The organism is Streptomyces sp. AC627_RSS907, from assembly GCF_019049165.1.
The window spans coordinates 76,713-102,654 of the sequence record NZ_JAGMUE010000168.1 but is presented as its reverse complement, the minus strand read 5'-3'; the positions used below and the strand labels follow the sequence as shown (position 1 = coordinate 102,654).

Below are 25,942 nucleotides of genomic sequence, written 5' to 3'. Positions count from 1 at the left end.
CGGCCGGCATGAGTACTTCCCCTGTCCGCATCAGCGTCAGCATCGACGGCCACGACTGGTCCGGCGAGCAGCTCGACCGACTGCAACACCAACGCCACCTGCACGTCCTGCACACAATGGCGGCCCTGGGCGCACCGATCACCCGTGACGGACGATCCCTGGGCAGCCCCGAGATCGACACCCTCACTCCGCACGCCGCGCGACAGCTCAGCATCGGTATCCGCGGCGCGTACGACATCGACGGCATCACCACCCTGTTCCGCGAACAGCTCCGCGCTTCCGACGCTCTGTGGAAACAGGCCGTCGGAAACGACGCGCACGCCCCACTGCGTGCGGCTGTCACCGACATCGAGGTGCAGGGCATGTCCCTCGACGATCTGGGTGCACACGCTGCCGACCCGGCAGCCGTCGAGCACCGTTACCGGCTACTCAACCCCGACCACTACTTCCTGCGCACTGAGGTCGGGCGGTCCCGTGCCATGGAGACGTTCGGCATGCATACGAACCCCACAGACATGTACATCACTGTCGACCCCGATGTGCGGCCCGTCTCACCAAACCCCGACTACCACCGCCTCACCTCCGGATTCACCACTCTCGCAAGCGATGGCACTGACATCCGCATGTACGCCTTCCACCAGGTCAAGCCCGCCCCCGGTGGCTTCGCCGTGAAACTCGGCGCATACTTCCCGCCCGAAACTCCCGCCGACATCGTCGAAGGCCACAAGCTGCACATGGCCATCGAATTTCGTGAACTGTGCCTCCTGGGCACCCAGAGTCCTCGCGTGTAGTCGATCGGGGCCGGCAAGCCATCGGCCCTGTCTCACACTGAGCTTCTTCGAGAGGGGCCCCGATCAGGTGAGGATGAGTGGCCGCGAAGGTGGTCGCGAGAGAACGGTTGTCACGTACACCCACGGCGCCTACAGCAACGCCTGCCGGCACAGCGGCCTCAACATCGGGACGCTGTCCAGCTGCCACGAGGTCCGAGAGGGCCTGGAGTTCCCGGACTGCAGCGTCCTTACCTGGATGAAACAGCCCGCAGCAGCCCGAACTTGGGCTTTCACCTCGCCCTGCGGCGCCACCCAGAACCTCCCCTCCGGCACGATCAGCCCCGACTGACGTACGGCACGCACACCCGGCAGAGCGCACAGACTTCGCCGCTCGACGGGCACAGCAGCACCCTTGCGCATACTGAGGGAGAACGTTCGGTTGACATGGCGGCCGCGACGGCCTCTAATGTGGTGTACCGAACGTTCTCCTTCATATGCGTCGGTCCTGGCCGGTCGACCGACCTGCTCTCCCTGCTGCCCGATAGGAACACCTCATGCGCATCCGTATCTCACGTCGTGTGGCGCTCGCCGCCGGCGCCCTCGCCCTGCTGGGCGTCGCCACGGCTCCGGCCGTGGCGACGTCGAACAGTGCCCGGGCCACCGAGCCCAAGCCGACCGTCGTCCTCGTTCACGGAGCCTGGGCGGACTCTTCCAGCTGGGCGCCCGTGATGGAGCGACTGCGCAAGGACGGCTATCCGGTGCGCGCCATTGCCAACCCGCTGCAGGGCCTCACCAGCGACACCGCTTACGTCTCCAGCTACCTGTCCACCATCGAGGGCCCCGTGGTTCTGGTCGGCCACTCCTACGGCGGTGCCGTGATCACCAACGCCGCGTCCTCCGACCCCGACGTCAAGGCCCTCGTCTACATCGCCGGCTTCATCCCCGCCAAGGGTGAGACGGTCGGCGAACTGGCCGCGAAGTCCTCGCCGCCCATTCCGCTGGTCTCCACCAACGTCCCGGGCGGTACGGAGGTCTCCATCGACCCGGCTCACTTCCGGGAGGCCTTCGCCGGTGATGTCGCCAAGACGACGGCCGCCAACCTGGCGGCGGCACAGCGACCCGCCAACCTCAAGGCGGTGACCGACGCCAGCATGGCCGAGGCCCACCAGAGCATTCCCTCCTGGAGCCTGATCACCCGCCAGGACAAGGCGATCGCTCCCGACCTCCAACGGTTCATGTCCAACCGGGCGCACGCGCACACCGAGGAAGTCAACGCCTCGCACGCCGTGATGATCAGCCGCCCCGGCGTGGTCACGAAGGTGATCGAGGAGGCTTCCCGCAGCACCCAGTGACACACACCCGCCCGGACCCGGATCCGCCGGTGTGCGGATCCGGGTGGCGGTCCGTGAGGGGTGGTTCGGCCGACGCGCCCGTCCTCCGGCCCCTCACCGCACCGACTGCAGTGCCGGTGGCCCTCACGACCCGCGTCAGGACCTGCGGGTGACGGTGCCCATTCGCACACGACCTTCCGTGCAGGCCGTCTCCCTGGCAGTTGAGCAAACTCGCCAGGGGGACGGCCTGTCGGCACCCGGAGCGCTTGCTGGGTCGTTCCCGCGCGTCTCAGAGGTGCTCCACCAGCGTCGTGCCGAACGACTCGACCGCGAGGTACGGATTGAGGTGGCGGTGGCGGCCGGCGACGGAGAGGTCTCGCCAGTGCCGCTGGAGGACCTTGGACGTTCCGTACGAAGCAGCGGCAGCTACTCGGCGGCTTGTGGGCGGCCAGTTCGTAGCAGCCGCACCGTGCGTCGGCGTCGTAGACGGAGGCGTACGCATCAGCTCGTCCGCGCCGGTCCGCTCCGCGATCTCAGCGAAGCGGCGTCGCACGGTCGCCACCGAGCCGCGGGCCTGCGCCGCGCCGGTGGCCTCCACAGGGGCGCGGGCCTCCGCAGGAATTTCTCTCGGCGTTTGGGTCGTCCGGTGCCGAGGCGCTGGAGTTGCTGAACGTCCGCGCGGAGCAGAGGCCAGTTGAGTACTTGCCGTAGTGCCGACCACCGGGGACGCCGGGTTCGGCGCAGACACGGGCGCGGCTGCTGGAGGTACGAGGCCGAGAACTCTCAGCGGTTTTCGTGGTCGGCTTCTCGATCAGACGGGTGACCGCGGCCGGGTGACTGACCATGACGGCGCGAGAAGTTGACCTCCACCGCGGGGGCCTTGGCCCGCCTCGCGAAGTATCGCTGCTTCTCGGGCACGACGATCTGGTCCTTCGTTGCGGTCAGGTAGTGGCTCGGAATGTCGTGCCAGGCCGCCGCCTCGCTGATGGAGCTGTTCGCGCGGGCGTCGAACGGCCGCTGTGTGACAGCCATCGCCCCTGCGGTCACCGGGTTCACGTCTCCGGCGAACCCCTTCGCGAACTGCTCCTGCGCCAGGTACACGTCCGCGCTTGGTGTCGTCCGCGGCCACGGTCGGAACCGTGACGTCCGGCAGCGGGTGCTTGACGGGGATTTCCGGTCCGGCCGTTCGTGATCGAACGGCCGGATGAACTGCGCGGCTTCGTCATCGCGCTCGCCGCCGCCTCGGCTCCGGTGCCCGGCGAACATGACGGGCCGGCCTGTCCACGGCGGCCGTCATGCGGGCGATTCAGCCCCCGATCACTCTGCGCCAGATCTCCGAGATGGTCGCACTGGCCCGGTCCAAGTCGCCGTCCGGAGCGCAGGCAGCGCGGTAGAAGGTGCGTTCCGTCATCCAGCACAAGGCGGTCGCCAGCGCGGAAGCGCCGTCCGGTCCGTCGTCGTCCGGGATGCCGGCGCTTGTCAGGACCTGGGTCATGGTGACGGCGAACCGTTCGACGGTCTCGCTCCATGCCGCTCCGATGACCGGGTGCAGCGCCGAGTAGTCCACGGCGGCGCGCATGACCGTACTGTGAGCCCGCCACACCTCCTCGGTCGCGTGGACGGCCCGCTCCATCGCCTCCACGGGCGGGGCGGAATCTTCCCGGGCCGTGGCGTCGGCGTGCGTCCGGATGGTGCGCATGGTCCGTTCGACGAGGGCGGCCAGGACCTCGTGTTTGCTTCCGAAGTAGAAATACAGGGAGCCGCGGGAGATCCCGGCCTTCTGGGCGATCGCCTCGACGGTCAGGTTCTCCAGGCTCGTCTGCTCGAGCAGTTCCTCGGCGGCGTCCAGAAGAGCCTGCTCACGCAGGTCTCCCTTGCTGGGGGCGTCCCTGCGCCTTCCCACGGTCATCTCCTCTGTTCGGCTCTCGCAGCACTTTACTTCTCCACCGGACGGGCACGCTCCGAGCGCTCTGCATCGCGGGCCCGGCGTCACCGCGTGACCGACCGGGTCAGGCGAGGCGTGCGGTGCGCAGCCAGATGTCCAGGCAGGTGGCGGAGGCCCGCTCGAGTTCGTCGGCACCGGCCGGGGAGGCATGGGAGAAGGTCCGCTCGATCATCCAGCACAGGGCTCTGGCGAGCGGTTCCGGCAGCGTGCGGACCGTCTCCCTCGGGCACACCCGCACGGTGCAGGATGCGGGTGATCTCCTCGATGAAACACCTCCGCGGTGTGGCTCCACAGCGCCCCGACCTCCGGCACGGTCCGAGAGCGGGCTGCACCGCCATGTTCACTTTCCCCACGGCATGCCTTGCGAGGACCGTGGAGCGGTGGTCCGGCTCGGGCGGACCGGAGCCTCCGTCCGCTCGAGCCGGACCGGGTGTCCGCTGGGCGACTCAGTTGGTCGCGATCTGGGCTCCGTCGGGGAAGTCCGTGGTCCGCGACAGTTCCTCCCAGTTGCGGATGTCGGCGTCCACCGCGTCCCGGCCCTGACGGATGAGGCGCAGGGCGTCGGAGCCCAGCACCAGGTGACCGGGAGGCTCGGGCACATCGAGGATGTGCAGCAGCGCTTCAGCGGCCTTCTGCGGGTTGCCCAGCTGATTGCCGCTCGCCTTGAGCCGCGCTGCACGGACCGGGTCGAAAATCTCGTCGTAGTCCGAGATCGACCGCTCCGCCCGGGTCATCGACCGGCCCGCCCAGTCCGTCCGGAAGGACCCCGGCTCGATGGCCGTGACATGGATGCCGAAGGCCGCCACCTCCTTGCGGATGCTGTCGAGCATGCCCTCCAGCGCGAACTTGCTCCCGCAGTACGCGGACATACCGGGCACCGCCATGAGACCACCCATCGAGGTCACCGCCATCAGATGACCCGAGCGCCGAGGACGCATATGGCGCAGAGCGGCCTGAAGCGTGGCGGCAGCACCGAACACATTCGTCTCGAACTGAGCCCGCACCGCGGCCAGAGGCGTCTCCTCGAAGACACCCTCCAGGCCATAACCGGCGTTGGCGATGACCACATCCAGCGCACCGACGCCCGACTCCACATCGTCGACCGCCGAGGCGACAGCCTCGTCATCCGTGACATCGAGCAGGCGCGCGTGCGCCCGGCCCGGCGCAAGTGCCTCGAACGCGGCGACGTCGTCCTGCCTGCGAACGGTGCCCACAACCGTGTGCCCCGCCGCCAAAGCTCCCGCGGCGAAGGCCCGGCCCAGGCCGCTGCTCACACCGGTGATCAGAAAGGTCTTCATGACCGGTCACATCCTTCGACTCCTGGCGGCGCACCGCCATGACAGTTCACGTCGACCATCGAATCTACAGCGTGTAGACTCTTTTCGACAACATGCAGATTACCTCGCCGCAGCCACGGCGCCGAAAGCGCTTGACCACGACGCCCCGTACACGGGTGCTCGCGCTCACCGGCGTGGCCGGCGGGTGGGCGAGCTGGCGGCGCGCCATCTCAAGCGCGCTCATCTCGAACTCGGCGGCAACAACGCACTGATCGTGATGGCCGACGCGGATCTGGCCCATGCTCCGAGCGTGGGCGCGGTAGGCTCCTTCATCCACCAGGGACAGATGTGCATGGCGACCGGCCGGCATCTGGTGCACGAGTCGATCGCGGACTATTTCGTGGCCAGGCTGACCGAGTGCGCGGAGGCGCTGGTCGTCGGCGACCCGGCCGGACAGGAACCGGTCCAGCTGGGGCCGGTCATCGATGAACGGCAGCGCGACCACATCCATGCGGTCGTCACGGACTCGGACGCGGCCGGCGCGAAACTGCGCGCAGGGGGCTCGTACCGGCACCTGCTCTACCGGCCCACGGTTCTGGACCACGTCACACCGGACCACCGCGCGTTGCGTGAGGAGATTTTCGGTCCGGTGGCTCCGGTCATCCGCTTCTCCACACTCGACGAGGCGGCCGGGTTGGCGCGCGACACCGAGTACGGGCTGTCCCTCGGCATTCTCACGCGTGACGTCATGCGCGGCCTGCAACTCGCCAACCGCATCCCGTCCGGGAACGTCCGCCTCAACGACCAGACCGTGAATGACGAGGTCCCGGTCCCCTTCGGTGGTGTCGGGAACTCGGGCACCGGGTCGCGACACGGCGGCCACCTGGCCAACATCGAGGCGTTCACCGAGACGCAGTGGACGACACTGCGCGGCGACCTCGCTCACCACCCCTTCTGACCGGTAGCGCCCGGCCGTCCGAGGAGGACACACGATGAACGGCGTACGTGCCGATCTGCTCGACGGGGCACCCGCATTGTTCCGGCTGCTGGGCCCCGACCCCGCTGGTACCCAGCCTCAGTACTGCGCGAGAGCGGACTGACGTGGAGCATCCTGCGCCGAGCATGTACCGGTCCGCGGCCGCCGGCACCCTGGAGAGCGCCTGCCGGCTCATCCAGGAGCGCGCCTTCGCCTGACCGCGAAAGGAAGCAGGCACCGTCCTGGCCGGCAGCAGAAGTTCTCGTCCGCGTCGGCCACGTGGACGGTGCCGTCCGCAAGCCCACCCTGGAGCTGCTGCCCCTGCCCGCCGCGACGGCGAGCCCGTCGCAGGCCCGCTGGGAGGCGGCGCCGCGGACACCGCCGTCACGCTCACCGAGCACGGCGCGGCCCAAGGTCCTCACCCACGAGGCACCCAGCCGCCGACTGCCACCAGGGATCGGGAGAGCGGCACGGTGAGCGCCTCACCCCCCTGTCTCGGTGGTCACGTGTGTCAGCGGCGGGCCGTGCGCACGGCTCACGGGCGGCAGTCACCCTCGTCGAGGACCGGCCTCGCCCAGCGTGCTCCCCGCCGGGACCGCGCGGCTTGTCTCCGTCGCCTCACGTGGTCAGGACGTCCTCGATCTGAGCAGGTCGAGCTTGTCGCCGAGGCTGCCCACGGCGATCGAGATGTGGCCGTGCCCGCTCTCGATGTGGGCGCGGGCGGTCGGCAGTCGCCCTGCCAGCCACTGCCCATGTGCAACCGGCACCATCCGGTCGACGTCTCCGTGCCACAGCTCGACGGGAGCGGTCACGTCCCCAAGGTCGAAGCCCCATGGCCTGGTCAGTACCTGCAGGTCCTCGACCCACCCCTCGTTTCCGGCCGCGAGAGCGTGCTTCAGGTGCACGGCACTGTCCGCGCCATAAGCGCCGGTCACCTCGGCGACATCCGGCGGGGGCAGCAGACTGGCGATCCCGGAGGCGAGATCAGCCGGGGTGTCCCGGACCACCGCTGCCAAGTGCGATACCACCGCGCGCTGCTCCCCCTCCCCCTTGGACGCGCTGCCGAACTGAACGGTGTTCTGCATGCCCATGCCTTCGACGAAGTCGAGTCTTTCGGCGTCGTGCGGTGCGAACGATGCGATCAGCAGCACTCCCGACACACGCCGCGAGTCCCCCACCGCGCCGGCCAAGGCGTGCGGCCCACCCGCGGACCAGCCCACCACCAGATACCGATCGACCCGCAGGTGATCCATCAGCGTGCGGCAGTCCTCGGCTGTGCCTAGGAGAGTACGTCCAGGCAGCGGACTGGAGCGGCCATAGCCGGCGCGGGAGTAGGTGACGACGCGGTATCCCCGGTCAGTGACCGAGTCGAGGACGGAGTCCATGGGAACCGCCGAGCCCGGCATGCCGTGGTGGAACAGAACGGCCGGTCCGCGCTCGGGCCCTCGAACGGCGAACTCGAGCACACGGCCGTCCTGCAGGTACATCGACTGCATGTCCGTGCTTCCGGCGCTTTTGTCACCGCTGTCCGGGGCTCGGCTCCCCGATGCGGGCGGCGACCCGCCATCCTTGTCCGTGGAACGTGGGTGCATCGACTCGATCCCTTCTGTCGGATGATCTGTGGCCCGTCTGTATTTCAGTACGTCACGGGGTTCGGCAAGGGCGCGTCGCAGACCGGGCGCGGCGGCGGTGATCCCCCGCGTGGTACGCCTGGTCGTGGACGCCGCCCTCTGCCCTCCTCCCGTCCTCTCGTCCCTTCGCAGACGCCCGGGACGAGGCTTCGGTCGCACGATCAGCGTCCGTACGCTTCCAGCAGTCGCAGCCACACTTCGCTCACCGTGGGGAATGCCGGCACCGCGTGCCAGAGCCGGTCGATGGGCACCTCGCCGACCACCGCGATCGTCGCGGCATGCAGCAGGTCGGCGACGTCGGGGCCGACGAGCGTGAACCCGACGATCACCTTGCGGTCCTCGTCGACGACCATGCGGGCGTGTCCCTTGTACCCGTCGGCGTGCAGGGCCGATCCGGCGACGGCACCCAGGTCGTAGTCGACCACGCGGGTCCGGATGCCGAGGTCCTCGGCCGCGGCCGCGGTCAGGCCCACCGACGCGATCTCCGGCTCGGTGAAGACCACCTGCGGCACCGCGCGCTCGTCGGCTGTTGACGCGTGGCGGCCCCACGGGCTGTCGTCCACCGCTTCGCCCTTGGCGCGCGCCACGATGACGTCACCCACCGCGCGGGCCTGGTACTTGCCCTGATGGGTCAGCAGTACACGCCGGTTGACGTCGCCGGCGGCGTACAGCCACCCGTCGTCAAGGGGCGCCTTGTCCTTCCCTACGACCCGCAGGGTGTCATCCACCGTGAGCCACGCACCCGGTGTCAGCCCCACGGCGTCGAGTCCGACGTCCTGGGTGTTCGGTGTACGGCCGATCGCGACGAGGACCTCGTCGGCGTGGACGTCCTCACCGCTGGTGAGCGTGATGTGCACGGTACCGTCGTCGTCCCGCTTCACGGCCCCGGCCTCCGCGCCGAGGCGCACCGAGACTCCGGCTTCCCGCAGTGACTCGGTGACCCGCTCGCCGACGAAGGGCTCCGCGAGCGGCAGGACACCGTCACGGGCCAGCATCGTCACGGACGATCCCAGAGCGGCGAACGCCGTCGCCATCTCCGACGCCACCACGCCGCCGCCGATGACGGCGAGCCGGCCGGGAACCGTGCGCGCGGCGGCGGCCTCCCGGCTGCTCCACGGCTTCGCCTCGAGCAGACCGGGGATGTCCGGCAGCAGTGCGGCGCTGCCGGTCGCCACGACCACCGCGTGACGTGCGGTCAGCGTGGTCGTGACGCCGGACTCGTGGGTGACCTCGACGACCCGGTCTGCGCTGATCCGCCCCTGGCCCCGGTGCAAGGTGATCCCGACGGAGTCGAGCCAGGACACCTGCCCGTCGTCGTTCCAGTTCGAGGCGAAGGAGTCACGGCGGCTCAGCACCGCCGTGACGTCGAGGTCACCGGTCACCGCCTCTCGCGATCCCGGCAGTTGCCGGGCGGCACGGAGCGCGGCCGTGCTGCGCAGCAACGCCTTGGTCGGCATGCAGGCCCAGTAGGAGCACTCACCGCCGACGAGTTCGCGCTCCACGATGGCGACGCTCAGCCCGCCCTGCACCACCCGGTCGGCGACGTTCTCCCCGACAGGACCCGCACCGATGACGATGACGTCGTATGTGTGGTCGCTCATGTCAGGCCTCCTCGGCGGCGCGGCCCAGGCGCAGGGCCGAGATGAGGAAGAAGATGCCGCCCGGGATGGCGTAGCCGATCGCACTGGCGAGCGTCGGGTTGTCGGCACCGGCGGACGCGACGAACGAGCCTCCGGCCAGCACCGAGATGCCGCCGCTGAGGATCATCGCCCACTGGCCGCCCATCTTGCGACGCGGAACGGCCACGATCAGCTGGACCAGCCCGGACACGATCGCCCAGGCTCCCCATACACCCAGCACCGCGGGGATGCCGGAGGTGGCAGCGATGCCCACGCTGACGGCGGCGACCAGGCTGACCGCCATGTTGACGTAGAGCAGGACAGGCGATCGGGTCTCGCGGGTGGCGTTCGCGTCGACGACGGCCGCACCGACGTCGAACAGCGGATACACGACCAGCAGCACGGCCGCGACGGGGCTGATCTCCTTGGCCATGGTGAACATCACCAGGGCCCAGACGATGGCGAAAGCGAACCGGACGAAGTACAGCCTGCGCAGGGCGGAGGCTGTCCCGGTTCCGGTTGTGAGGGCTGGCGCGGCAGCGTTGCTGGACACGTTGATCCTTCGGTGGATGCGAGGGGGACGACGTTCAGGTTCGGCGTGTCGCGTGACGCACTGATCACCCACAGAGAGACTGAACGTTCTGTGCGCTATAGCTTGGCAAGCGGGCCTCGACCTGTCAAGACCGAACGTTCTACCCACCTAGGCGGGCATGCGTTCGCGATGCCCGCCGGAGGTGTTGAGCGGCTCACAGCAAGACAGAACGTTCTCCATTGACCGCTCGGTGGGCGCCTGTCAGAGTGGCGAGCAGTGGAACGCTCGCCACAGGACGTTCCGCCACCACTCCTTCCACCTTCGAGAGGCGGGACGTGTCATGAGACTGCGCGCCCTGTGGCGCACTACCGTCACCGCGGGCGCCCTCCTCCTGTTCGGGGCCACTGCTGCCCCGGGGAGAGCTTGGGGCCCTGGGAGTGATCTTCGCTTTCGCGACCGAGTCCCGTCCCTCTACGCGGCGCGCGGGCGGACTCCGCCGGCCGGCCCGTGAAAGCGATGCCCCCTGCAGCCGTCACCGTGCGGGCGATCACCGAGGCCATCGCCCGCACGGTGGGGCCGCGTCCGACAATTCAGGCCGACGATCCGCAGCCGCGCCTTGGGTCTCCACGGCGACACCCGACACCTTCTTCCGCTCACTCGGCGGCGCGGTGGAGGTGTCGGTGCTCGGCTCGGCCCTCACCACCCGGATCGGCCACCACGCCCTCGCGAGGATCCGGCCGGCTCAGCGCCCGGGACCAGGTCACGGCCGCGTCGGCGTCCAGCGGCGGGAGGCGCACGCCCTGAGCGGTGCGCGCAGCCCGAGCCCGGCATGTAATGATGGAGAACGTTCGGTCTTGACGGCCGTGGACGAATCTTGCCATGATGGCAAGGCAGAACGTTCGCCCCTCTCTCCGGCCCCCGGAAGCCTGACCACCCCTCAGGCTCACCGGATCCGCTGATCGAGGACGTTCCCGCGCGGCACCCGGTGCCACGCCTCCCTCGCGTCACTGCCCCTCCGCGGGCCACACCGACCGGACCCGCCCGGCGCCCGCCGACGTGGGCGGCCGACAACTGCCCGGCCGGTCACGCTCGTTGCTCAGCAACAGAGAAAGAGGTCCCATGCCTGCCACCGACCCACAACTCGTCGACCGCCTCATCGGCACTCTGCGACGCTTCGTACAGGCGGAACGGGTGGTCACCGCCGGACCCGACTACGAGGCCGGCCGGAACATCTGGAACGGTGCCGTGTCGACTCGTCCCGGCGTCATCGTCCGGTGCGCCGACCAGGCCGATGTCCAGGTCGCCCTCCATGCCTCGCGGATGCACGACGTGCCGTTGACGGTGCGCGGCGGGGGCCACGACTGGGCCGGCAGGGCACTGAGCGAAGGCGGCCTGACCCTCGACCTCTCGGCCATGCGCCGGGTGACGGTCGACCCCGTGGCCGAGGTCGCCGAGGTGTCGGGAGGGGCCACGGCAGCTGATGTCGTGGCCGCCGCCCAGCCGTTCGGCCTGACCGCCGCGACGGGCTCGGCGGGATCCGTGGGCATGGTGGGCCTGACACTCGGCGGGGGCTACGGGCCGCTCAGCGGCCGCTTTGGGCTCGCCTTGGACAATCTGCTGTCCGCTGACGTCGTCCTCGCCGACGGCTCGGTCGTCACCACCGACGCCGAGAGGGAACCGGACCTGTTCTGGGCGCTGCGCGGCGGCGGCGGGAACTTTGGTGTCGTCACCTCGATGCGGGTGCGCCTGCACCGTGTGCCCACGCTGTTGTCCGGTCTGGTGCTGTTCCCGTGGGACCAGGGCGAAACCGTACTGACCGCGCTGTCGGACGTCCTGGCCGAGAGCCCGGACGAGCTGACGGTGCAGTCCGGCGTCCTTCCCGGGCCCGACGGCAAGCCCGCGGTGTTCCTCTCACCCACCTGGAGCGGCGACGACACCCTGGCGGGAGAACGCGCGGTGGCACAGCTGGACGCCCTCGGCACACCCCTCGTCTCGCAGGTGGGGCCCACCACCACCTCCGACATGCTGGCCGGCATCGACGCGCTGTTCCCCTCCGGACGGCACGTCGTGATCCGCTCGCGTTCGGTGCCGTCACTCACCCCGGGAGTGCGCGACATGCTGAGCCTCGCGGGAGACACGCTGACCTCGCCCTACTCGGCGGTGTCGGTACACAGCTTGCACGGAGCCGCGACGCGCGTCCCCGTCCCGGACACGGCGTTCGGCAACCGCGACCCGCACCTCATGATCGAGAGCATCGCCCTGTGGGACGCGAGCGACATCCGCGCGGCGGAACACCGCGCCTGGGCCGACAAGCTGACCTGCGCTCTCGTCTCCGATGCCCTTCCGGGCGGCTATCCGAATCTGCTGGGCCCGGACGAGACCTCACAGATCGCACATGCCTACGGCCCCAACACCGCACGGCTGCTCGAAGTGAAGCACCGCTTCGATCCCGACCACGTCTTCAAGGCCATTCCCCTGCCGGACCCCTCGTAAGAGGTCGGGCGACCATCCCTCCACACATCGAGACGAGGCAATTCATTGAACCTCCGAAATCGGACGACTCGCGGCGCCGCGACCCTGGGGCTGTTGCTGGCCACCACGGCGGTGACCGTTCCCCAGGCCATGGCAGCGGACGCGGACGCGCGTACGAGCAACGGGCCCGTGAGCGGCACGGCGAGCACGCCGATCGGCAAGCTCGGCCCCCTGACGGACCTCATCATCGAGCGCATCCTGGTGAGTGACGACGTGGCGGCGTCCAAGTTCGGCACCGGCTCGCCGATCGAGGACCCGGTGCGCGAGGCACAGGTGCTGGAGTCGGTGCGCAAGCAGGCCGACGCCGCCGGAGTGAACGCGGACGCGGCGGTCGCGTTCTTCCGGGACCAGATCACCGCGAGCAAGGTCGTGCAGCGTGGTCTGGTCGCCCGCTGGACCGCTCACCCCGAGGAGGCCCCCACGACACGCCCCGACCTCGGCGCCATCCGCACCAGGCTCGACCGGCTGACCACCGCCCTGCTCGCCGAGCTCAAGGCCACGCAGCACGTGCGGGACAAGCCCATCGCCTGCACGGTGCAGCTCACGCTGGCCGGTGTGTCGGGGGCGGTGGTGGACCACCTGGACGCGCTCCACCGGCAGGCGCTCAGGACGGCGACCGACTCCGTGTGCGCACCGGTCGGCCAGTAGCACCGGCCCTCCCGGCACGGCGCCTTCTGGACCGGGGCGCGGTGCCTCGCCGGCCTGTAGGGTCGGCCCTGGCAGGACGCGAGACTGCCACCGGAGGAACTCGGCCGGTGGCAGCCCGGACGGCGTGAAGCCGTCACGGCGTTCCGGATCTCGACGCACTCATCCCCACCATCGCGCCGGCCACGACGGGAGCGAACCAGAACTTCCCGTTCGGCGGGACCAGCATCCTGATCATCGTCGGTGTCGGTCTGGAAACGGTGCGGCAGATCGAGCCAGCTCCAGCAACACCACTACGAGGGCTACCTGCGCTGAGCGGACCGTCGAGCCCACTACCTGGGATGAGGACAGGCTCATGCGCGTCTTTCAGCAGCTTCGTCGGTCAGCACCTGATACGCCGATCGCGTTCCGAGGGGCACGACGTCGTCGCCCTGGCCCGCTCGGCCGCGAGCCCGCGAAAGTTGACCGACGCGGAAGCCGAACCGGTGCGGGGCGACCTGATCGAGCTGCCCCATGGCGACTCGACGGCTCCCCCGGCCCGGCTGGAGTACCTGCTCGGCGTGGACGCCGTCGCGCACGCCGCGGCCAGAATGGAGTTCAGGTCCACCGCCCCCATGCCAGCGGTGCCGAACGCCGCTCGCTGTCCGGTGTAGAACATCTCCGCCACGGCGGCGTACGCATCGGTGGTCGAGTCGAGCCAGTCCGGCCGTACCGGCCGACGAGGTCCTCGAACCAACGGCCTTGCGCAGCGGTGCGAGAGCCGGCCCAGCACTCGGCGAAACCGGGCGGCACCGTACCGCTGAACCCCGGCAGGATGGGGACGATGCCGAGCTGCCGCATCCGCTCGATGACCTTCCGACCGAGGCTGATCGAGATGGGCACGCCGTCGGATCCGCGCGACAATGCGCACGTCCCACGTCATCGAGGGATTCGTGTTCGATCGAAAGACGCGAATTCGCGCGGTTCAGTCCCGCGGGGAACTCGGCACGATCCTCGCCACCGTCCAGTCGGGTTCCGTCCCCGACTCCACTGTCCGCACCTGCGCAGCCGCCCTGCCGGACGTGGCGCCGACGGCGGCCGTCGCGCGCGAGGCGATGAACGGCAGGGCGCTCCCCGAGCCGGTCACGACGGCCAGGGCAAAGCCCACGAAGAGGAGGTGGCGACGGAGAACCACGGGGGCACCACCATGGCGAGAGAACGTTCTATCTAGTTGTTGTGATTCAATGCGCTGCCGTGGACACCTGTCAAGACCGAACGTTCTATCGTTTGGTAAGCTAGTGGTCATGAGCAAGAAAACACAAGGTGGCACCATCTCCGAGGCGCGTACGCGGCTCCTGAACACAGCAACCCGGATCTTCTACACCGAGGGCATCCACTCCGTCGGTATCGACCGGATCACTGCCGAAGCCCAGGTCACGCGGGCCACCCTGTACCGCCACTTCGCCGGCAAGGAAGACCTCGTCCTCGCCTACCTCGACCAAGCCGACCAGGCCATCCGCACTCAGATCACCACCGCCATCGCCAGCACCCCGTCCCCGCCCGACCAGGTCCGCGCCGTCGCCAGGACCATCACCGACGGCATCCAGTCCCCCGGCTTCCGCGGCTGCGCCTTCCTCAACGCCGCCGCCGAATACTTCGACCCCGCCCATCCCATCCACCAAGCCGTCCTCGCCCACCGGCAGTGGTTCCTCACCACCCTCACCGACCTGCTCGCACGCACCAATGAAGCTGAGGCCCCAGCCGGCGGCCAACACCTCGTCATGCTCCGCGACGGCGCCATGGCAGCCGGCTGCCTCTTCGATCCCAAGCTGATCTCCGAAACCTTCCTCCACGGCGTTGAGGGACTGCTGCGAACCATCACCGCGCAAGCTCCCGACAATCCCGCCGACGACTGACTACGCGGGGAAGCAACGCCCCCTGGTGGGATCAGCCTGCAGGCGAGGATCGGATACGGCCAGCTGAGCGTCGGCGGCCAGCGGCTCTTCCACGCCCCAGCGCCGCAGGACCGCTGCGGCAGAGCGTCGGACGTCCGACACTCTGGCAAGTTACGCATTTACACCGGCCACCGCTCGTGGCTTCTATTCCCAGGTGTCTCGCATGTAAGACCACCGCTCGATGGCCTATGTCACGGACACGGGCTGTTCATTTCTTCCTTACACCCGGCGTAAGTTCTCTGCCATTGGTGAGCGACCTGGCCGGTTACGGCGCTGGGGCGTTTGCAGCTCCGGGCCCGGCGCGCAGCAGGATCCGGGGGGCAGCGGAGTGCCTCACCCTCCCCCATCGACATGCACTGTGACGCGTGAGGCAGCCAGCACAACAAGGAAGCCTCTATCGCGACTCCACATCCCAAACGGCGAACTGTCCCGGCTGCTGGATGAAGTCAGCTGACGCCGACTGCGGATCGTCAGACGTCGCCGTCCACCCATGATCGCCGACCGACCGGCATCCTCCCTCAACGCCGTCGCCGAGTTCCCGAACCCCGAGCATCCCGTCCACGTCACTGTGCTCACACACCGCCAGTGGTTCCTCGACAAGGTCACCGAACTGCTGGCCGACATCCGGGAGACGCCCGCTGAAGCCGCCGCCCATCACTTCGTGATGATGCGTGACGGCGCCACGGTCGCCGGCTGCCTGTTCGGCCCCCGGGATGGTTCGCAACGCCTTCCTGCGACTCCGGGCTCCTCGGCAACCAGGGTGGGGCCGGGACAACGCCTACAGCGGTGTGAGGCGTACATCTGTGTCATGTGCGGTCAGCAGCGTGCGGTCGGGGATCTGCTGCCAGTGCGGTCCGTCGTCGTAGGGCTCGGAGGCCACGACGGTGCCGCCGCCGGGCCGGGTGAGGTACCACAGGGTGTCGCCCCAAGCCGTGGCGGTGATGGTGTGGCCGTTGGTGAGCAGCAGGTTGAGGCGGGAGCCGGGGGCCGCCGCCGCGACCTCCAGCACCGTGTCGGCCAGCGCCTGGCCCTCCGCGTCACCGCCGCGCAGCCGCGCCAGGACCAGCGCCCAGACGAGCGCCGAGTCGTTGCGGGCCTCCAGCGACAGCAGGTCCTCGGGCGGCAGCGTCTGGGACACCGCGGCCAGGGAGCCGGGCCAGCCCCGGACCGTGCCGTTGTGGCTGAACAGCCAGGTCCCCGCCGCGAACGGGGCCGCGGCAGCCTCCGCGTCCGCGCCCGACAGGGTCGCGTCCCGCACCGCGGCGAGCAGCGCGGTGGTCCGTACGACCCGGGCGAGGTCGGCGAACGACAGGTCCGCCCAGATCGGCCCGGCCCGCCGGTACCGGGCCGGCACCAGGTCCCCTTCCGCGTACCAGCCGACACCGAACCCGTCGGCGTTGACCGTCCCGTACCGCTGATGCCGGGGTGCCCACGACTGCCGGTACAGCGCGTGCGGGGGCTCCACCAGGAACCGGCCGAGCGCCTCCCGTCGCCCTACGTACGCCACATGACGGCACATCAGACGCTCTCCGAGCGTGCCGTGCGGAAGCCGGAGAAGATCTGCCGGCGGATCGGGTAGTCCCAGTTGCGAAACGTGCCTCGGCAGGCCACCGCGTCCACGGCGAACGAACCGCCGCGCAGCACCTTGTGCTCGGAGCCGAAGAAGACCTCCGAGTACTCCCGGTACGGGAACGCCCGGAAGCCCGGGTACGGCAGGAAGTCGCTCGACGTCCACTCCCACACGTCGCCGATCAACTGCCGAACCCCGAGCGGCGACTCACCGGCCGCGTAGCTCCCCGCAGGGGCCGGGCGCAGATGCCGCTGGCCCAGGTTGGCGTGCTCCGGGCCCGGGTCGGCGTCACCCCACGGATAGCGCATCGAGCGGTCGCCGGCCGGGTCGTACCGCGCGGCCTTCTCCCACTCGGCCTCCGTGGGCAGCCGGCGCCCGGCCCAACGGGCGTAGGCGTCCGCCTCGTACCAGCACACGTGCAGCACCGGCTCGTCGGGCGGCACGACCTCCGTGACGCCGAAGCGGCGCCTGAGCCACTGCCTGCCGTCCCGTCGCCAGAACAGCGGGGCATCGATGCCGTGCCCGCGGATGTGCGCCCAGCCCTGAGCGGTCCACCAGCGGGGGTTCGTGTAGCCGCCGTCCTCGATGAAGGCCTGGTAGGCGGCGTTCGTGACCGGCGTGGTGTCGATGAAGAACGGGGCCACCTCGCGCCGGTGCGCGGGGCGTTCGTTGTCCAGGGCCCACGGCTCGTCACTGGTGCCCATCGTGAACGGGCCGCCCGGCACGAGAACTTCGGACGGACCGGTGAACAGCGGCACGGGCTCCGGGTCCGGGGCGGTCAGGGCCGGGGGGCCGGTGCGCAGCTGATGGGTGATCAGCATGGTTTCACCGTGCTGCTGTTCGTGCTGGGCGACCATCCCGAACGCGAAGGCGGCCTCGGTCAGCCGCGTCCCGTGCAAGGCGGCCCGCTCCAGCACGTCCAGCACCCGGGTGCGGACGTCGGCCGCGTAGCCGCGGGCCTCGGTGGGTGAGAGCAGGGGCAGTTTCGGCCGCTCGGCCCGCGGATGCTCGAAGGCGTCGTAGAGGCTGTCCATCTCGGGCCGTATCGCCTCCTGACCGGCTACGGCCCGTAGCAGCCACTGCTCCTCCTGGTTGCCGATGTGGGCGAGGTCCCACACCAGCGGGGACATCAGGGGCGAGTGCTGCGCGGTCAGGTCGGGCTCCTCGACGCAGCCGGTCAGCAGTGTGGTCCGCTCGCGCGCGACGACCAGCGCCGTCAAGGCGCGTTCACGCAAGGTCTCCGAGCCCGACGACGTTTCGGCGGTGATGCCGCTCTCGGTGGCGGCGTCCAGGGCAGGGTCGTTCATGGGCGGGTCTCCCTCCCGTGCGGGCCGCGGCTCGCGCCGTTCAGCAGATCCAGCAGATCGTCGGCGGGGCAGCGGCCCCGACGGACATAGCGCTCCAAGTGCTCGGCGACGGCGTCCGTGACGTGTGTCGAGGCGCCGAGCCGGGGCAGGGCATCCAGCGCCGCGCGAAAGCATGTGTCGGCCGTCTCGCGCAGCTCCGGATCGGTGAGGGCGAGACGAGCGGCAACCCGGTACAACGGGTTGTGCGGGGCGGCGAGTCCGAGGGAACGCTCGGCCAAGGGCTTGACGGCCCGGTAGGCCGTTTCGGTGGCCTCCACGTCGTCGAACAGCGCCGCCGTCACGGCGAGCGGCACGATCCAGCCGTCGTCGCCGGGCTGCGCGTCGATCATGCGCAGTTCGAGATGGCCGCGCGGCCTGACCGGCGGGAACAGCGTGGTGACGTGGTACTCGAGATCCTCCCGCGTCGGCGCTCTCGGGGTCCGGTGCCGTGTCCATTCCCGGAAGGACATGGACGCCGGTACGTCCCAGGGCCCGTGGTCCCGCCGGACGCACATCACCGGGGCGTCCAGCACATGCAGGGTCCAGGCGCTGCGGGGGTCGGAGGTGAGCAGGGGACCACCGGCGCGGTCGATGCCGATCTGGGTCCACCGCAGTTGACGGGTGGACCGCCAGCCGGTGGGCCGGCCGCCGGACAACGGGGAGTTGGCGAACGCCGCCAGCAGCACAGCCCCCAGATGATGGGCCAGCCACCATCGCCGCACATGTCCCTGGGGGCCGGGCTCGTCGTGTCCAGCGTCCAGGGACACCTGCACGGAGGCGGAGGTGCACATCATGAAGCGCCCGGCGGGACCGTTGCGGTCCAGGCAGGCCTCCAACGCGTCGTAGCGCGGCTCGCGCAGGAACCGGCGGGGCTCGTGCCAGGGATCGTGGCCGAGGCCGACGAGGGCGAGACCGGCTTCGCGCAGGACCGCGCGGACGGCGCCCAGGTCCTCGCTCACGGTACGGACGCACTCCGTCAAGGAAGTGGCCGGTGCTGAGCTCAACTCCAGTTGGCCACCGGGTTCGACGGTCAGGGCCGAAGTCAGCGGCAATGTCCGCAAGGTGGCATACACCGTCCGGAGCCGTTCGGGTGCCACGGGCAGGTGCGGCGCCTGTGTGTCATGAACGAGCCACTCCACCTCGACACCGAGGCGGCGTGGCGGGCGGGTCTCGAAACAGGTCCCGCGGACCAGGGCCTCGGCTTCCGCCTCACTGATCGCGGCGCCGGAACGGGCCCGGCCCCCGTGCGCGTCGGACATCAGCAGTCCCTTCCTGAGTGCCGTTCCCCTGCGATCATGTTCCGTGGACGGGACGGGACCCGGCACCGACCGGGGTCGCCCCTGGCCCGGCCCCGGTGGAGTCGCCGTAGACATCGATGCGTCGGTCAGCGACCGTAGGTCTCCAGCAGACGCAGCCAGACCTCGCTGATCGTGGGGTGCGCGGGGACCGCGTGCCACAGCCGGTCCAGGGGCACCTCACCGGTGATCGCGATCGTCGCGGCGTGCAGCAGTTCCGCGACCTCAGGGCCGGCCAGGGTGAAACCGACGATCACTTTGCGGTCCTCGTCGACGACCATTCGGGCACACCCCTGATAGTCGTCGGCGTGCAGGGCCGAGCCGGCAACCGCGCCCAGGTTGTAGTCCACCACCCGGGTCCGCAGCCCTGCGGCCTGCGCCGCGGCCGCGGTCAGCCCGACCGACGCCACCTCCGGCTCGGTGAACACCACCTGCGGCACCCAACGCTCGTCAGCGGTGGCCACATGCCTGCCCCAGCGGTCGTCCTCTACGCGCTCGCCCTTGGCCCGGGCCACGATCACATCACCCGCGGCCCGCGCCTGGTACTTGCCCTGATGCGTCAGCAGCACACGCCGGTTGACATCGCCGACCGCGTACAGCCACCCCCCGCCCAGAGCCTGACCGTCGCCGCCGACCACCCGCAGCGAGTCATCCACCGCGAGCCAGCCACCCGGCTCCAGGCCCACCCGGTCCCAACCGATGTCCCGCGTGTTCGGCCTGCGCCCGATCGCCACCAGCACCTCATCGGCCTCGATCAGCGCACCGCTGGTCAGCGTGACCCGCACCGTGCCGTCATCGGCACGCTCCACCGCACCCGCCTCGGCGCCCAGCAGGACCGTCGCCCCGGCATCCCGTAGCGAAGCGGTCACCCTCTCCCCCACGAACGGCTCCGACGACGGCAGCACACCCTCACGTGCCGGCATCGTCACCCGCGACCCCAGTGCGGCGAACGCCGTCGCCATCTCCGACGCCACGACACCGCCGCCGATGACAGCCAGGCGTCCCGGAATCGCCTTCGCGGCAGCCGCCTCCCGGCTGGTCCATACCCCCGCCTCGGCCAGACCCGGGACATCAGGCAGGAGGGCCGAGCTGCCCGTCGCCACCACGACCGCATGACGCGCGGTCAGCGATGTCACGGCGCCGTCCTCACCCACCACCTCCACCGCACGCTCGCCGACGATCCGCCCCTGGCCACGGAACAGCGCGATCCCGGCCGACTCCAGCCAGCACACGTGTCCGTCGTCCTTCCAGTGCGAGGCGAACGCGTCCCGGCGCGCCAGCACCGCCCCCGCGTCCAGCGCACCGGTGACCGCCTCACGCGCCCCGGCAGCCGCTGCGCATCCCGCAGGGCCGCCGTGCTGCGCAGCAACGCCTTGGTCGGCATGCACGCCCAGTACGAACACTCACCGCCGACCAGTTCCCGCTCCACGAGGGCGGCACTGAGCCCACCCTGCACCACTCGGTCAGCGACGTTCTCGCCGACCGGGCCGGCACCGATGACGATGACGTCGTACGTGTCCGCAGCCACGCCGTTCACGCGTCCTTCGCGGTGCGGCCCAGACGCAGGGCCGAGATCAGGAAGAACACGGCACCGGGGATGGCGTAACGGATCGCGCTGGACAGCACGGGATCGTCCGCACCCGCCGACGCGATGAACGATCCGCCCGCGAGCACCGAGATGCCGCCGCTGAGGATCATGGGCCACTGGCCGCCCATCTTCCGCCTCGGGACGGCGACGATCAGCTGCACGAGACCGGCCACGACCGCCCACGCACCCCACACCCGCAGCACCGCCGGGATGCCCGACGCACAGGCGAACGCCAGGGCGATCGCTGTGATCGAGCTGACCGCCACGTTCAGATACAGCAGCGTCGGCTTACCCGTGCGACGCGACACCTTCGCGTCATAGATCGCCGCTCCCACATCGAACAGCGGGTAGAGCACCAGCAGGACAGACCCGATCGGAGTGATCTCGTCGGCCATCATGAGCATCACGAGGGCCCAGACGATGGCGAATGCGAACCGGACGAAGTACAGCCGTCGCAGAGCAGAGGCGGTCCCGGCCAGGCCGGAGGCGGCAGCAACAGTACTCACGATGATCCTTTCGGAAAGGAGCGGCAGAACGAACGTTCTGCCGCATCAGCATGGCAAGGGAAGGGTCTTTCGTCAAGACCGAACGTTCTGTCTTCCAAACTCGCGTGGGGCGCACTCCCCCGCGCAGACCATCGCCACTCGCTCGCCTGATGGAGAACGTTCGGTATTGACGCCATGCAATTCGACCGGGAGACTCTAGTCAGACAGAACGTTCTCCCTCTATTGCCTCTCGCCTTGCGTGCCGCGCCGCGAGCATCACTCGCCGCAACAGCCCAGGCAGGCAGCGGGCATACCGGCCTACCTCCCACCAAAGGACATACGATGGCAGACACCATTTACATGGGGACCGCGACTTCCACCGGCGACGGCAGGGCCGGAGGCCGCGTCCAGTCCGACGACGGCCTGCTCGACCTCTCGCTGGCGATCCCGAAGGAGATGGGCGGCCCCGGCGGGGCGACCAACCCCGAACAACTGTTCGCCGCAGGGTGGGGCGCATGCTTCCACTCGGCCCTCAAGGCTGTGGCAGCAGGGCAGAAGACCACTCTCACCTCGTCCACGGTCGTCGCCGAGATCGGCGTGCAGCGAACGCCCGAGGGCGGGTTCGGTCTCAGCGCCACGCTGCGCATCGGACTGCCGGACCTTGAGCAGGCGGCGGCCGACAAGCTCGTGGAGGCGGCCCACGCGATGTGTCCCTACTCCAACGCGACCCGCGGCAACATCCCCGTCGACTTCGAGGTCAAGGCGGCCTGAGGCCGGTAGTCGGGGCCGAGGGTTCCTCTCGTCCCGACACAAAGATGATCGGCGTCCGGGTCACGGCGAGTGAAGCCCTTGCCCCGGCGAGGGCTGATCCCGGTCAGGCCGGCCTGGTGCATGAGCCGCTCGACGCGCTCGCGGCCGACGTGGACGCCCTCACGCTGGAGGACGGCGTGCACACGGGGTGAGCCGTGGATTCCGCCGGACTCGTCGTGGACCTGCCGGATCCTGCCCGTCAGCTCGATGTCCCGGCGGCGCCGTTCGCACGGCTTCTTCTCCGTCAGGCGCCACCGGTAGTAGGTGGAGGAGGGGATGTTCAGTTCCCGGAGTACGGGCCCGGCCCCCAGATGCGGGTGCTTGTCAACGAGCGCCGTCACCTGGGCCGGGTCGGGTCGAGCTGGGCCGCGAAAAATGCCGAAGCCGTCCGCAGGACCTCGTTCGCCCGCTTGAGCTGGGCATTCTCCTTGCGCAGGGCGGCAAGCTCCTCACGCTCGGCGGTGGTGAGCATGTCGTTCCGTTCGCCGGTGTCGGCCTCGGTTTGGCGGATCCAGCCGCGCAGGGCCTCGTGGTGCACGCCGAGTTCCTCGGCCATGCGGCGGATCACGGGCTTCGGCTCGGAAGCGCGGTACATCCGCACCGCCCGCGCACGCAACTCCAGCGGGTACTTCCTCGGGGCAGGCATCGTCCGGGCTCCTCTCATGAGCCCCATCTGACCTGGTGTCACATCCCCCCGCATCTCGGGGGAACCTCATTCTGTGCATACGGGCACGGCAGTCGCGCGGGGAAGCAGGCACGGTTCGACGCCGGACACCGCTGTTGTACACCCCGGCTTCACGGAACCTCCACGATCGAGCCCGGTGCGTACTACAGTTTTCTCCGCGTGACTCGTCATCTTGTGTCGCGCATGAGACGAATGGGGCGGGATCTTCCGCATGCCCAGGGTGCGCCTTTGGGGGGCTTTGTGCAGGAAATGATCATGGGGTCGAATGTGGCCCTGGCGGACCTGAGCGACGACGTCGGTTCGGTGATCGTCAGTCTGGGCTGGGCCAGCCCTACCGGCGAGGGCGACGCTGATGTGTCGGTCCTGCTGCTGGACGCGAACGGCAAGGTACGCAGCGACAGCGACTTCTACTTCTACAACCATCCGGTGGCCGCTGACGGAAGCGTGCAGCTTCTGGGCAAGACGCCGACGGCGGACGGCAGTGAGGACCGCATCAGTTTTGACCTCACCGCGGTGCCGTCCGGGATCGACCGGATCGTCGTCGCCGCGAGCAGGTACGGTGAAGCCCGTTTCGGTGAGCTGGAGGATGTGAGGATCACGCTGGCCGACGCGGCCGGTGAGGGCCTCCTGCGGTTCGCCGTCGACGATGCCGGCTCGGTGACGGCAGTGATCTTCGGTGAGCTGTACCGGCGGGGTGAGGGATGGAAGTTCCGTGCCGTCGGGCAGGGTTACGAAACCGGGCTTGCGGGGCTGGCAACGGACTTCGGGGTCGACATCGAGGACGACGCTGCTGCGGAAGCCGAAGCGGCGCTCGACAGCGCGGAAGCCGACGAGCAGGCGGATGCGGCGGCTCCGGCGCCGACCGAGACCCCGGCCGAGGAGCCGGTCCGGCAGACGCCGCTGGAGGCCGTCCCTGCTCCTCGCCGGCCTGAGGACGAGGCCGGCGAGCCGAAGAAGCCGGCCGCCCGTCCGCGCACCGCGAAGAAGAAGGTGACTCTTCCCCAGACGGTCAAGAAGACCCTTGCGGAGAACGATTCCTGGAGGCAGGCCAGGCTCTTCCCGGTCTCGGTGCTCAAGAGCGACCGGGACCGTGAGATGCGTGCCACCTCGGTGCTGCTGTCGGTGATGGCGCAGGTGCCGGAGTTCAGCAGGAGACTCACCGCGGGATTCGGGGCTCCGGCGGGCCGTATGGAGACGTTCACGGAGGTCTCCCTGCCCCATGGGGACAGTCCGCGGCGCCCGGACGGGGTGATCCGGGTGGAGCGGGCGGGCAAGCTGTGGACCGCGCTGGTCGAGACGAAGACCAACGGCAACGCGCTCAAGGCCGACCAGGTGCAGGCGTACATGGACATCGCCGCGCGCCGCGGTTACGAGGCCGTGATCACGCTGACGAACGACGTCGCGCTGGAGGGCAGTCCGCTCGTCGACGTCAAGATCGACAAGCGGCGCAAGCACAAGGTCGCCCTCTGGCACCTGTCCTGGGCCGAAGTCGCCCACCAAGCGCAGATGCTGATCAGACACGAGGGAGTGGGCAACGCGGCGCACGCCTGGCTGTTGCAGGAACTGCTGCACTACCTGCAGCACGAGAACTCCGGCTGTCACGGATTCCAGAACATGGGACCGGCCTGGGTTCCCGTGCGCAACGGCATCGACGACGAAACCCTCTGTCAGGGTGACGCCCGGGCGCTGGAAGTGGTCGAGAACTGGGAGCGGCTCATCCGCCAGGTCTGCCTCAGGCTGGGCGGCGAACTCGGACAGAAGGTCCTGCCTGTCCAGCGCGCCAAGCGCGGAACGGACCCCAAGGAGCGTCGAAACCGCCTGGCCGACCAGCTCTGCCTCGACGGGCGGCTCCAGGCTGAGCTGCGTATCGACGGGACCCCCGGCGTCCTGACCGTCAGCGCCGACCTGCGCACCGGCAAGCTGCGCACCGGCATCGACATCCCGGCCCCCGAGCAGGGCTACCCCCTGAGCTGGGCCAAGCGACTCGTCCGGCGCCTGGCCGAGGCGCCGGCGGACCTGCACGTCGAGACCCTCGTCGACAGCGAAGCCGGAGGCCCACGCGGAACCCTGGAGCGGTTGCGCCCCGAACCGGCGGACCTGCTGCCCAAGGACAACGCCAAGATCACCGGGTTCCGCCTGTCGCTGCTCAAGAGCATGGGAAGCGGCCGCGGCAACGCCGAGACCGGCTTCATCCGCAGCGTCGACGACGCCGTGCACCGCTTCTACACCACCGTCGTCGTCCACCTGGACCCCCCGACAACACGGCGGACACCGTCCAAGGAACGCGCGACAGCCGGATGACAGCCGGGTGCAGACGGCGGCCAGCCGTCTGCACCCGCCGCGAGACCGTCCTCGGGCACAGGCCCGCCCCGACCGCAACAGGACGCTGGCACCACTCGGCGCCCTACCGCCCGTTACTGCCCGGTCGCTCCGTGCGAACCGCACGGCTCGCCGCCGAAGAGGCACCCCCGGCGCCTGCTGGGAAGCGGGGCGTCGCCCATGGAGGAGTGATCCCGACGAACGGCACGGAGCATGCTGGGCCATCAGTCTGACCAAGGTGCAGGAAAGGGCGCCCGATCTGGTCAGCCTGTTCAAAACAGCGGGTCCCGGTGTGCGCAGCCATGGGCTGGAGGGCGTGCGGGCCGCGGTGTATCTCGTGCTGGACCGCTCCGGGTTCGCTTCCCCACGACCCGACCAACGAGCAGACAAGCCGCCCGATCAGGCGGGGCAGGTCAGCCCTCTTCCCAGTCGACGCTCCCCACGCCCGTGTGGAACAGGCCGTTGAGCGTATGGGGACCGGGCGGAGCGCTCGACCGGCTCCGCCCGCGGAAGTCGGCCGCGAGCACGTCACGGCCCGCCAGGCGGTCGACGACGAGGTCCCGGGTGCGGGCGGAACCACCCCAGTAGGTGCAGGGACACCAGAGCCGGCCCGGTCCCCGGCAGATGGTCGTAAGCGGGCAGAAGCGTCTGC

Annotated in this window: 24 protein-coding genes and 6 pseudogenes; 12 read left to right on the top strand and 18 right to left on the bottom strand. The window is 69.7% G+C overall.

Annotated features, from left to right (window positions below; all coding sequences use genetic code 11):
• Nucleotides 1-8: 8 nt before the first annotated feature.
• Nucleotides 9-791: a hypothetical protein gene (locus KUM32_RS30310; protein WP_217145160.1), complete on the top strand. Its 783-nt coding sequence runs from the start codon at nucleotides 9-11 to the stop codon at nucleotides 789-791.
• 533 nt (nucleotides 792-1,324) lie between these two features.
• On the top strand, nucleotides 1,325-2,122 hold the full coding sequence (locus KUM32_RS30305) for an alpha/beta fold hydrolase (RefSeq protein ID WP_217145159.1): 798 nt from the start codon (nucleotides 1,325-1,327) through the stop codon (nucleotides 2,120-2,122).
• 268 nt (nucleotides 2,123-2,390) lie between these two features.
• Here the strand turns inward: KUM32_RS30305 and KUM32_RS30300 are convergent, their stop codons facing one another.
• The 4 genes from KUM32_RS30300 to KUM32_RS30285 form a co-directional block, all read right to left on the bottom strand.
• Complete coding sequence (locus KUM32_RS30300; protein ID WP_217145158.1) at nucleotides 2,391-2,699, bottom strand: hypothetical protein; 309 nt, start codon at nucleotides 2,697-2,699, stop codon at nucleotides 2,391-2,393.
• 185 nt (nucleotides 2,700-2,884) lie between these two features.
• Entirely contained in the window at nucleotides 2,885-3,202 is a 318-nt protein-coding gene (locus KUM32_RS30295) for a hypothetical protein (RefSeq protein ID WP_217145157.1), read from the bottom strand.
• Nucleotides 3,203-3,407: 205 nt separating this feature from the next.
• Nucleotides 3,408-4,004 (bottom strand): TetR/AcrR family transcriptional regulator, encoded by a 597-nt coding sequence (locus tag KUM32_RS30290; protein ID WP_217145156.1) that lies wholly within the window; start codon nucleotides 4,002-4,004, stop codon nucleotides 3,408-3,410.
• A gap of 488 nt (nucleotides 4,005-4,492) precedes the next feature.
• Nucleotides 4,493-5,344, bottom strand: a complete 852-nt coding sequence (locus KUM32_RS30285; protein ID WP_217145155.1) for an oxidoreductase — start codon at nucleotides 5,342-5,344, stop codon at nucleotides 4,493-4,495.
• Nucleotides 5,345-5,519: 175 nt separating this feature from the next.
• Between KUM32_RS30285 and KUM32_RS30280 the strand changes: the two are divergent.
• Both KUM32_RS30280 and KUM32_RS30275 read left to right on the top strand, forming a co-directional pair.
• Nucleotides 5,520-6,281 (top strand): annotated as a pseudogene (locus KUM32_RS30280) (aldehyde dehydrogenase family protein); the annotation flags it as partial.
• Between the two features lie 297 nt (nucleotides 6,282-6,578).
• Nucleotides 6,579-6,731, top strand: a pseudogene (locus tag KUM32_RS30275) (electron transfer flavoprotein subunit alpha/FixB family protein); the annotation flags it as partial.
• Between the two features lie 194 nt (nucleotides 6,732-6,925).
• On the opposite strand, the gene KUM32_RS30270 reads toward KUM32_RS30275, so the two are convergent.
• The 3 genes from KUM32_RS30270 to KUM32_RS30260 all read right to left on the bottom strand — a co-directional run bounded on the left by KUM32_RS30270 (nucleotide 6,926) and on the right by KUM32_RS30260 (nucleotide 10,102).
• A complete protein-coding gene (locus KUM32_RS30270) occupies nucleotides 6,926-7,795 on the bottom strand; it encodes an alpha/beta fold hydrolase (protein ID WP_254406349.1) in 870 nt (289 codons plus the stop codon).
• Between the two features lie 296 nt (nucleotides 7,796-8,091).
• Nucleotides 8,092-9,531 carry an NAD(P)/FAD-dependent oxidoreductase gene (locus KUM32_RS30265; RefSeq protein WP_217145153.1) on the bottom strand — a complete coding sequence of 480 codons (1,440 nt, stop codon included), beginning with the start codon at nucleotides 9,529-9,531 and terminating at the stop codon, nucleotides 8,092-8,094.
• A 1-nt stretch (nucleotide 9,532) separates the two neighbouring features.
• Nucleotides 9,533-10,102, bottom strand: coding sequence for a hypothetical protein (locus tag KUM32_RS30260; protein WP_217145152.1), 570 nt, complete (start codon nucleotides 10,100-10,102; stop codon nucleotides 9,533-9,535).
• Nucleotides 10,103-11,200: 1,098 nt separating this feature from the next.
• On the opposite strand from KUM32_RS30260, the gene KUM32_RS30255 reads away from it, so the two are divergent.
• The 4 genes and pseudogenes from KUM32_RS30255 to KUM32_RS30240 all read left to right on the top strand — a co-directional run bounded on the left by KUM32_RS30255 (nucleotide 11,201) and on the right by KUM32_RS30240 (nucleotide 13,911).
• The gene (locus KUM32_RS30255; protein ID WP_217145151.1) at nucleotides 11,201-12,574 is read left to right on the top strand and encodes an FAD-binding oxidoreductase; all 1,374 of its coding nucleotides are present in this window, start codon (nucleotides 11,201-11,203) and stop codon (nucleotides 12,572-12,574) included.
• Nucleotides 12,575-12,667: 93 nt separating this feature from the next.
• On the top strand, nucleotides 12,668-13,261 hold the full coding sequence (locus KUM32_RS30250) for a chorismate mutase (RefSeq protein ID WP_254406348.1): 594 nt from the start codon (nucleotides 12,668-12,670) through the stop codon (nucleotides 13,259-13,261).
• Nucleotides 13,262-13,410: 149 nt separating this feature from the next.
• Nucleotides 13,411-13,573 (top strand): annotated as a pseudogene (locus tag KUM32_RS30245) (preprotein translocase subunit SecY); the annotation flags it as partial.
• 26 nt (nucleotides 13,574-13,599) lie between these two features.
• Nucleotides 13,600-13,911, top strand: coding sequence for an NAD-dependent epimerase/dehydratase family protein (locus KUM32_RS30240; RefSeq protein WP_217145182.1), 312 nt, complete (start codon nucleotides 13,600-13,602; stop codon nucleotides 13,909-13,911).
• On the opposite strand, the gene KUM32_RS30235 is transcribed toward KUM32_RS30240, so the two are convergent.
• Both KUM32_RS30235 and KUM32_RS30230 read right to left on the bottom strand, forming a co-directional pair.
• Nucleotides 13,856-14,098, bottom strand: a complete 243-nt coding sequence (locus KUM32_RS30235; protein WP_254406360.1) for an alpha-N-acetylglucosaminidase TIM-barrel domain-containing protein — start codon at nucleotides 14,096-14,098, stop codon at nucleotides 13,856-13,858. The two genes, KUM32_RS30240 and KUM32_RS30235, sit on opposite strands and share 56 nt — an antisense overlap.
• A 124-nt stretch (nucleotides 14,099-14,222) precedes the next feature.
• Nucleotides 14,223-14,432: a hypothetical protein gene (locus tag KUM32_RS30230; RefSeq protein WP_217145150.1), complete on the bottom strand. Its 210-nt coding sequence runs from the start codon at nucleotides 14,430-14,432 to the stop codon at nucleotides 14,223-14,225.
• A gap of 109 nt (nucleotides 14,433-14,541) precedes the next feature.
• On the opposite strand from KUM32_RS30230, the gene KUM32_RS30225 reads away from it, so the two are divergent.
• A complete protein-coding gene (locus KUM32_RS30225) occupies nucleotides 14,542-15,153 on the top strand; it encodes a TetR/AcrR family transcriptional regulator (protein ID WP_217145149.1) in 612 nt (203 codons plus the stop codon).
• A gap of 433 nt (nucleotides 15,154-15,586) precedes the next feature.
• On the opposite strand, the gene KUM32_RS45455 is transcribed toward KUM32_RS30225, so the two are convergent.
• The 6 genes and pseudogenes from KUM32_RS45455 to KUM32_RS30195 all read right to left on the bottom strand — a co-directional run bounded on the left by KUM32_RS45455 (nucleotide 15,587) and on the right by KUM32_RS30195 (nucleotide 21,497).
• A complete protein-coding gene (locus KUM32_RS45455) occupies nucleotides 15,587-15,916 on the bottom strand; it encodes a hypothetical protein (protein ID WP_217145148.1) in 330 nt (109 codons plus the stop codon).
• A gap of 54 nt (nucleotides 15,917-15,970) precedes the next feature.
• Nucleotides 15,971-16,711, bottom strand: coding sequence for an ergothioneine biosynthesis protein EgtC (gene egtC, locus KUM32_RS30215; protein ID WP_217145147.1), 741 nt, complete (start codon nucleotides 16,709-16,711; stop codon nucleotides 15,971-15,973).
• Nucleotides 16,711-18,069: an ergothioneine biosynthesis protein EgtB gene (gene egtB, locus KUM32_RS30210; protein ID WP_217145146.1), complete on the bottom strand. Its 1,359-nt coding sequence runs from the start codon at nucleotides 18,067-18,069 to the stop codon at nucleotides 16,711-16,713. The genes egtC and egtB overlap by 1 nt, the downstream gene beginning before the upstream one ends.
• Nucleotides 18,066-19,367, bottom strand: a complete 1,302-nt coding sequence (egtA, locus tag KUM32_RS30205; RefSeq protein ID WP_217145145.1) for an ergothioneine biosynthesis glutamate--cysteine ligase EgtA — start codon at nucleotides 19,365-19,367, stop codon at nucleotides 18,066-18,068. Before egtA ends, egtB begins: the two co-directional genes overlap by 4 nt.
• Before the next feature lie 125 nt (nucleotides 19,368-19,492).
• Nucleotides 19,493-20,931: pseudogene (locus KUM32_RS30200) on the bottom strand (NAD(P)/FAD-dependent oxidoreductase).
• Nucleotides 20,932-20,936: 5 nt separating this feature from the next.
• The gene (locus tag KUM32_RS30195) at nucleotides 20,937-21,497 is read right to left on the bottom strand and encodes a hypothetical protein (protein ID WP_217145144.1); all 561 of its coding nucleotides are present in this window, start codon (nucleotides 21,495-21,497) and stop codon (nucleotides 20,937-20,939) included.
• A 321-nt stretch (nucleotides 21,498-21,818) separates the two neighbouring features.
• Between KUM32_RS30195 and KUM32_RS30190 the strand changes: the two genes are divergently transcribed.
• Nucleotides 21,819-22,247: an organic hydroperoxide resistance protein gene (locus tag KUM32_RS30190; RefSeq protein ID WP_217145143.1), complete on the top strand. Its 429-nt coding sequence runs from the start codon at nucleotides 21,819-21,821 to the stop codon at nucleotides 22,245-22,247.
• On the opposite strand, the gene KUM32_RS30185 is transcribed toward KUM32_RS30190, so the two are convergent.
• Together KUM32_RS30185 and KUM32_RS30180 are read right to left on the bottom strand one after the other, a co-directional pair.
• Nucleotides 22,190-22,627: an IS3 family transposase gene (locus KUM32_RS30185; RefSeq protein WP_217145142.1), complete on the bottom strand. Its 438-nt coding sequence runs from the start codon at nucleotides 22,625-22,627 to the stop codon at nucleotides 22,190-22,192. The two genes, KUM32_RS30190 and KUM32_RS30185, sit on opposite strands and share 58 nt — an antisense overlap.
• Nucleotides 22,624-22,932, bottom strand: a complete 309-nt coding sequence (locus KUM32_RS30180) for a transposase (protein WP_217145141.1) — start codon at nucleotides 22,930-22,932, stop codon at nucleotides 22,624-22,626. The genes KUM32_RS30185 and KUM32_RS30180 overlap by 4 nt, the downstream gene beginning before the upstream one ends.
• A gap of 288 nt (nucleotides 22,933-23,220) precedes the next feature.
• On the opposite strand from KUM32_RS30180, the gene KUM32_RS30175 reads away from it, so the two are divergent.
• Entirely contained in the window at nucleotides 23,221-25,272 is a 2,052-nt protein-coding gene (locus tag KUM32_RS30175; protein ID WP_217145140.1) for a TerD family protein, read from the top strand.
• Between the two features lie 206 nt (nucleotides 25,273-25,478).
• Nucleotides 25,479-25,657 (top strand): annotated as a pseudogene (locus tag KUM32_RS44010) (toxic cation resistance protein); the annotation flags it as partial.
• 88 nt (nucleotides 25,658-25,745) lie between these two features.
• On the opposite strand, the pseudogene KUM32_RS30170 reads toward KUM32_RS44010, so the two are convergent.
• Nucleotides 25,746-25,942, bottom strand: a pseudogene (locus KUM32_RS30170) (alpha/beta fold hydrolase); the annotation flags it as partial.

Excerpts from the sequence above, each read along its gene's own strand:
- KUM32_RS30310 (WP_217145160.1), top strand. The coding sequence starts at position 9 with ATGAGTACTTCCCCTGTCCGCATCAGCGTCAGCATCGACGGCCACGAC.
- KUM32_RS30305 (WP_217145159.1), top strand. The coding sequence starts at position 1,325 with ATGCGCATCCGTATCTCACGTCGTGTGGCGCTCGCCGCCGGCGCCCTC.
- KUM32_RS30285 (WP_217145155.1), bottom strand. The coding sequence starts at position 5,344 with ATGAAGACCTTTCTGATCACCGGTGTGAGCAGCGGCCTGGGCCGGGCC.
- KUM32_RS30270 (WP_254406349.1), bottom strand. The coding sequence starts at position 7,795 with ATGCAGTCGATGTACCTGCAGGACGGCCGTGTGCTCGAGTTCGCCGTT.
- KUM32_RS30265 (WP_217145153.1), bottom strand. The coding sequence starts at position 9,531 with ATGAGCGACCACACATACGACGTCATCGTCATCGGTGCGGGTCCTGTC.
- KUM32_RS30255 (WP_217145151.1), top strand. The coding sequence starts at position 11,201 with ATGCCTGCCACCGACCCACAACTCGTCGACCGCCTCATCGGCACTCTG.
- KUM32_RS30240 (WP_217145182.1), top strand. The coding sequence starts at position 13,600 with ATGAGGACAGGCTCATGCGCGTCTTTCAGCAGCTTCGTCGGTCAGCAC.
- KUM32_RS30235 (WP_254406360.1), bottom strand. The coding sequence starts at position 14,098 with ATGCGGCAGCTCGGCATCGTCCCCATCCTGCCGGGGTTCAGCGGTACG.
- KUM32_RS30225 (WP_217145149.1), top strand. The coding sequence starts at position 14,542 with ATGAGCAAGAAAACACAAGGTGGCACCATCTCCGAGGCGCGTACGCGG.
- egtC (WP_217145147.1), bottom strand. The coding sequence starts at position 16,711 with ATGTGCCGTCATGTGGCGTACGTAGGGCGACGGGAGGCGCTCGGCCGG.
- egtB (WP_217145146.1), bottom strand. The coding sequence starts at position 18,069 with ATGAACGACCCTGCCCTGGACGCCGCCACCGAGAGCGGCATCACCGCC.
- egtA (WP_217145145.1), bottom strand. The coding sequence starts at position 19,367 with ATGTCCGACGCGCACGGGGGCCGGGCCCGTTCCGGCGCCGCGATCAGT.
- KUM32_RS30190 (WP_217145143.1), top strand. The coding sequence starts at position 21,819 with ATGGCAGACACCATTTACATGGGGACCGCGACTTCCACCGGCGACGGC.
- KUM32_RS30180 (WP_217145141.1), bottom strand. The coding sequence starts at position 22,932 with ATGCCTGCCCCGAGGAAGTACCCGCTGGAGTTGCGTGCGCGGGCGGTG.
- KUM32_RS30175 (WP_217145140.1), top strand. The coding sequence starts at position 23,221 with ATGATCATGGGGTCGAATGTGGCCCTGGCGGACCTGAGCGACGACGTC.